The organism is Streptomyces griseicoloratus (assembly GCF_014534645.1).
Lineage (GTDB): Bacteria > Actinomycetota > Actinomycetes > Streptomycetales > Streptomycetaceae > Streptomyces > Streptomyces griseicoloratus.
On the sequence record NZ_JACVQF010000180.1, the window covers coordinates 48140 to 54707 of the forward strand.

3 protein-coding genes are annotated in these 6568 nt (G+C 60.7%); 2 read left to right on the forward strand and 1 reads right to left on the reverse strand.

From position 1 onward, the window contains the following. Positions 1–220 precede the first annotated feature (220 nt). Complete coding sequence (locus H0H10_RS09780) at positions 221–1606, forward strand: DUF1254 domain-containing protein (protein ID WP_309141769.1); 1386 nt, start codon at positions 221–223, stop codon at positions 1604–1606. A 649-nt stretch (positions 1607–2255) separates the two neighbouring features. Beyond that, entirely contained in the window at positions 2256–5453 is a 3198-nt protein-coding gene (locus tag H0H10_RS09785; RefSeq protein ID WP_373566828.1) for an NACHT domain-containing protein, read from the forward strand. A gap of 646 nt (positions 5454–6099) precedes the next feature. Here the strand turns inward: H0H10_RS09785 and H0H10_RS09790 are convergent. Then, positions 6100–6568 (reverse strand): DUF1152 domain-containing protein (locus H0H10_RS09790; protein WP_188180469.1); only part of this gene is annotated, 469 nt, incomplete at its 5' end.

The following is a 6568-nucleotide window of genomic DNA, read 5'->3' on the forward strand; positions in this document are numbered from 1 at the left end:
CGTCACCGGCTCCACACGGCCGGCGGCGTCCGTCCTCGTGCCCGCCCACCGGACGAACGCCGGTGGCGCCGTCCCGCACGGACAGACACCTGGAGACAGCACCATGCCCTTCGTAGCCGAGCGTCGCGCATTCGCCCCCATGAACGCTCCCGAGCGCCATCGGTCCGGCGGGAGAGACCCCGCACGCCGGACCGCACGCCACGGAGCGACATCCGGCGCAGTGCTCGCCGCCGCGGCCACGCTCGTGCTGGCCATGTTCACGCCCGCCTCCGCGGGAGCGGCGCCCGCTCGGGGCGACCTCACCGACGACGCGGCGCAGGCGTATGTCTACGGCTACCCGCTGGTGCTGATGAAGGCCACCGAGCAGTCGTCGACCAACGTCACCGCGCCGGACGCCCAAAGCATGCGGGCGCCGATCAACCAGTTCGCGAAGGCGGCCGACGTCCCGGGCCCCGATGCGAAGTCCGTGGTCTCCCCCAACGTGGACACGCTGTACACGCCCGCCTGGCTCGACCTGTCGAAGGAGCCGGTCGTGCTGCACGTGCCGGACACCGCGGGCCGGTACTACCTGATGCCGATCCTCAGCGCCTGGACCAACGTGATCGACTCAGTGGGCAAGCGCACGACCGGCACACAGGCGGGCGACTACGCCATCACCGGACCGAACTGGCACGGCAGCCTGCCGTCCGGAGTGAAGCAGATCAAGTCCCCCACCGACACCGCGGGGATCCTCGGCCGCACCCAGCTCAACGGCCCCTCGGACCTGCCCGCGGTGCGCTCCCTCGTGAGCAAGTACGACGTCCGCCCGCTGAGCGCCTACGGCGACAAGTCCTACAAGCCGCCGCAGGGCCACGTCGACGAGAACGTCCCCGGCACCCCGCCCAAGAACCTCGTGCAGCAGATGGACGCGCAGACGTTCTACTCACGCCTGGCCGACGCGATGGCGGACAACCCTCCGGACGCCGCCGACGCGCCCATGGTCGCCAAACTCGCCCGGCTGGGCATCCACCCCGGCAAGGCGTTCGACCTCGATTCCGTCCCCGCCGACACCGCCAACGCCCTGCGGCAGTCCGTGCCCCAGGGCCAGAAGCAGATCCAGGCAGCCGTCGCGCACCTCGGCAAGGACGTCAACGGCTGGCGAGTCGCCACCGACCTCGGCACCTACGGCACGAACTACACCCTGCGCGCCGCCACCAACTGGCAAGGACTCGGCGCCAACCTCCCCCAGGACGCCGTCTACCCGATCAACTTCACCGACAGCACCGGCCGCAAGCTCACCGGCGACGACAAATACACCCTCCACTTCCCAGCCGGCAAAACCCCGCCCACGAACGCCTTCTGGTCCGTGACGATGTACAACCCCGACGGCTTCCTCGTACCGAACCCGATCGACCGCTATGCGGTGGGACACACCGCCAAGCCCACCGCCAACCCCGACGGCTCGGTGGACCTGTACCTCCAACACGACGCCCCCGCCCCGGACAAGAAGGCCAACTGGCTCCCCGCCCCTTCCGGCCAGTTCAACGTCATCCTGCGCATGTACTGGCCACAGCAGAGCGTGATCAACGGCACCTGGATGCCGCCCGCCCTCACCAGGACCCCATAGCCTCCACCCCGTCCCGGGGACCGGCACAACCGCGCGCCCGCCGCCGGACACGAGCGATGGGACGTGGACGACGAAGAAGGCCCAGGTCTCTGACCTGGGCCTTCGCACTGGAGCGGGTGACGAGAATCGAACTCGCGCTCTCAGCTTGGGAAGCTCGGGTCTTTGACGGGTGATCTGAGGGCTGACCAGCGGCGGATCTGCTAGCGGAGCTGGACCGGTCGGCAGATGCTTCCCGCCATTCCCCGTGGTTCCCCGCACGACCTGGCACGAGTCTGGCACGGCGCTTCGTCTCCGGTCTTGGCCCTACAGGGCAAGCACAGCAGAGCTGCAGCGCATAGTGGCCGCGTGCAGGGGGATCCTTGATCTAGCGCTGCTGTCGGCGCTGTGGATGTACCTGTTGCCGGCCGCACGGTGGCGGTGGCTGGAGCACCCGGGGTGTACAGCCGGTAGTTGGGCTCGCGAGCGATTGCATCGATCAGGTTTCGCGATCCCTAGTCCCGACCGGAGCCCGATCACGGATCTCGGCGCTCGGAGAGTGTCGGGACGAGGGACCAGGCCCTGGCCAGACTTCTTAGCCGGAAGCCAACGCAGGCCCCCAGCGACATGGCTACGCTTGGCCAACAGGCAGTCCAGCTAGGGGGAGAGACAGTTGTCTGGGTGGGAACCTTTCGCGCTAAAGCTAGCGGCAGGTGCGCTTCGTTCTGTAGCAGCTGCAGGAGTTCGCTCTATCCTTTCTGCTAAGCCAGGCGCTTCAACTGTCGCAAACCCCTCTACAGGCCGCTTCAAAAACCGGTTCTTCCAGGCGAACCAAGTGCACGAAAAGGACATAAAGGCTTTCTCTGCACATGTCGTACGTGTGCTAGCGCCTCTATTGGAAACTGAATTCCGTGACCTCCCCCACGAGGAGGCCATAGCTGCCGCTGCGGCCACAGAGTCTTCTTTCTCGAAAGTGCAAGTAGATCCGTTCGAGAATGATTTCAATGCGGCGACCTACGCGCAAAAGGTAACTCTGGCAAATGCTGAATCAGTTACGACAGCACAGCTTAGCGACTCCGGTGAACAGTTCTATCACCGGCTGGTACATGAGATATCCGCGCAACTACTCAACTTCATCACCACTTGGCCCTCATTTCTCGCTCGGGCCAACCTGGAACAGTTGCAACGCACGACTGAATTGGCCAAACAGATAAATGCGATCAAGCGATCCGTGGTAGACGATGCTTCCGAAGATGAAGTTCGATTTGAGGAAAGATACGCCTCTGTAGCCGTCCGCAAGCTCGACCAGTTGGAACTCTTTGGAGTCACTCTTTCCGATCCTGAGCAGAGATCCTACCCCCTCAGTGCGGCATACATAAGTCTCGCGTTGGCAGAGGTACGACCGAGGAAAGAGGCGGCCACTAACTTAACAGTGTCGGAACTCATGCGGCACGAAGATCCGCAGTTGCTCCGCCAGCTACGAGGCAAGGCCTCTCCTTCTTATGACGCAGCGGGTGGGATCCGATCAGAACAGGCGCTAGCCAGCTTCAAGCGCATCCTTCTACGGGGCGAGGCGGGATCAGGTAAGACGACACTTCTGCATTGGATTGCAGTCAATGCTGCACGTCGATCGCTTGAGGACGAACTCGGAGGCATCAACGGATTTGTTCCCTTTTTCCTTCCGTTGCGACGGTTTGCTGCCACTCAACTGCCGGCAGCGCACGATTTCCTCTCTGAGCTAGGAAAGCACCTCTCGGGAGAGATGCCACCTCGTTGGGTTAATCGAGTGTTGGCAAGCGGCCAGGCGCTGGTTCTGATTGATGGCGTAGATGAACTACCAGAAAACCGTAGGGGTGAGGCCAAGGAATGGCTGCAGGAACTAGTTAACTCGTATCCGGAGGTAAGATATATTGTTACTTCACGGCCGGCAGCCGCCGAAGAAGCCTGGCTGATTCGAGAAGGCTTCACCTCCTTGGACATGCTCCCTATGAGCCCGTCCGACATCGAGTATTTTATTCAGCACTGGCACGCGGCAGTCCGTGAATCTCTACCGTCCAACTCTGAAGACGCAGATTTGGAGGATCTTGAGCGTTACGAAGAAGAACTGACCCAAGCAATCCGATCTCAAGCGCCACTCCGAAAACTAGCTTCTAACCCTCTTCTCTGCGCTCTCCTGTGCACCTTGAGTCGTGACAGGCGAATGCAGCTACCCCGTGGCCGGATGGAGCTATATACAGCCGCGCTTGAGATGTTGCTTGTTCGTCGGGACGTCGAGAGGCGAATTTCTCATGATGACGCCCCCGAGCTATCATTGCATCAAAAGCAAAGGATTCTCGGACACTTTGCTCACTGGCTAATTAGAAACAACCTAACAGATGCGCGAGATGACCAGGCTGTAACACAAATCGGCCATGCATTGACATCCATGCCGCGCGTCACTGCTTCTGCACACCAGGTATTCAAATACCTTATGGTGCGAAGTGGGTTGCTTCGACAACCGGTCGACGGCAGGGTCGATTTCATACACCGCACCTTCCAAGAATATCTCGCCGCAGCCAATGTGATTGCGATCAATGATATCCGGTCCATGGTTGAAAATGCCCATAAAGACCAGTGGCATGAAGTGGTCATTATGGCTGTTGGGCATGCGAGACCTCAAGAGCGCGGAGAGATCCTGGATTTGTTGATTAAGCGGGGGGATGCCGAGCCTCACAATCTCGCGCGCCTCCATTTGCTTGCAGCGGCTTGCTTGGAGAGCGCTGAGGAAGTCGATCCCGCAGTCTACGAAGAAGTCAGACTAAAGGTCGAATCTTTGATACCTCCAAGCCGGGTATCTGAGGCCAAGGAGATCGCGGCGGTCGGAGAAGCTGCGTTGAACTTGTTGCCGCGAACATCTCGACGCCTCACTGCCCTCAAGGCATCAGCTACGGTCCGGACGGCCAGCCTGATTGGTGGTGATTCCGCCCTCGACATCCTTGCGGGGTACGGAGCCGATCACAGGACTTCGGTCTATCGTGAACTCACCCGCGCCTGGACACAGTTCGATCTCAATGACTACGCAGAAAAAGTAATGAGTAAGTCTCCTATCGCAGCAAAGAGGCTGCGCATCGCAAACCGTGATTTGCTGGAGACGCTGTCCCGGTTCCCCGAGCTGGGCACGGTTGAATGCGAAATGCTTGTTGAAGACTTTAACTGGCTGCGCCATGCCGCACCCATCAAAAGCTTGGTTTTCAGAGGCGGTGTGAGTCTGTCTGACGTAGAAAATCTAGTGAGCCATGAGTCTCTAGAAGGGCTTGTTCTACTTTTCGCTGTAGGCGGGCCCTCGTCGCTGCAACCGCTCAGTAGGCTGCCAAGGTTGTCGTCGTTGACCTTGCATTTCGATGAAGACGACGAATTCTCGATGGGGCAGCTACCCGATTTGCCGCACCTCGCAGATCTACATGTCGTCAACCCAAGCGAAAATGTTTTCGCGGACGCTATCGGTGGCAAGGTGCCGCAACTTACTAACCTTTCCGTAGGTGCAATGCCCGAGAGATCGTGTAACCTCACGGGAATCGGACAAATGGCAACGATTAAATCGGTGATGTTGAACGTGCCGTGTGTCCGGGGAACTGTTGTAGAATTGAACGAACTCCCCAACTTGGAAGAGTTGTACCTTCTCGAATCCTCCCCTGATGATTGGGAAGCTCTCTGTGAAGTAAAGCCCCTAAAGTCGCTATATGTTTACTGCGAAGGAGAGTTTCTTACCGCCCCGGATTTCTCTCGTCTGAATGAGCACACTAACCTTACGGTAAGCCTCAAATTGCCTGAAGGAGTGCGGGCCCCATCCGCAGGGGGGAGGAAGAATTGGAGGGTCATAGTGCGCCGTTGAGGTGATACTGATCCGGGACTCTGGAGCGGTGAGCCGTAACCGGGTAGATCTGCGGCGTTTCCTATGGTTCCTCTTGAGACGAAGCAGATCGCAATCACCCGGCTCCTACATCCAGAAAAGCCTTACTTGCGCCGGTCGGGCACTCCGTCGGTCTCAGACCATTGTGCCTACGTATGACTCTGAAAAGACGGCTATCTACGTCATCGAAGATCAGGCTGTGGCCATCTTGTGGAACGTGCGAACCTTTAGCGATTTCGCCCGTGCAGATTCGGCAATGGCGACCTCGGCTTGATAACTGTACGGTCGGCGGAGCGACTTTGGCCGGGAGCTGCTTTGGCGCGAGTGATCATGGCCCCGTAAGCTTCCGGCGCGTCGGGCAGTCTGTGGACCTGCCCGGTTAAGCACGACGTTGGGGCCATGATCTTCGAGGCTCGCGCCAAAGTGGCTGGCTAAAGTTGCGGAGCCGACCGCCCCAGCCACGACGTGTTCTGACCTCATGCCGGTATGGCCTGCCTCTTGGGCGGAAGCGGGCGGCCGGCGGCGCCGAGCGGGGCGGAGACATGAGCGCGGGCGCCGCCGGCCGCCCGCGCCCGCCCGGAGGAGCGAAGCGACGACGGGTGCTTGAACCCGTGAAGAAGGTTGTAACTCAGTCGTCGGATGGGATGCGCCACAAGGGAGTTGCGTACTGCTCCGGGCGGCTGCTGATGAGCAGTTGGCGCAGGGCGTCCCTGTGAGAACCGCTGAGGTTCAGGGCCTCGGTGATGTGGCGGAACGTCGTGTGGGTGACTCCGCGGGTTCGGGCCTCGCTCTGGAACTGGTCGAGCCGGGACAGGACGTCGTCGGGGTCGAGCTTCGTAGGTGGCCGCTCAGTGAGCCATGCTGCCTTGTTGCGCTCGTAGTCGATCTCCGAGAAGCCACAGATCTCGCGGCTGTACGCCTCGGCCTCCTCCAGGGTGGCGGTCGTCATGATGGCGCGGGCCAGGCTGTTGCGGCTGACTGCGTCGTCCAGGTCGACTTCGTGGACCGTGGGTCCTTCATCGGTGAGGGGTACTGGAAGGCCGGCGTCGCGCACCTCGCAGATGCCGCGGGCTCCTCGGGCTGTTGCGGCGAGCATG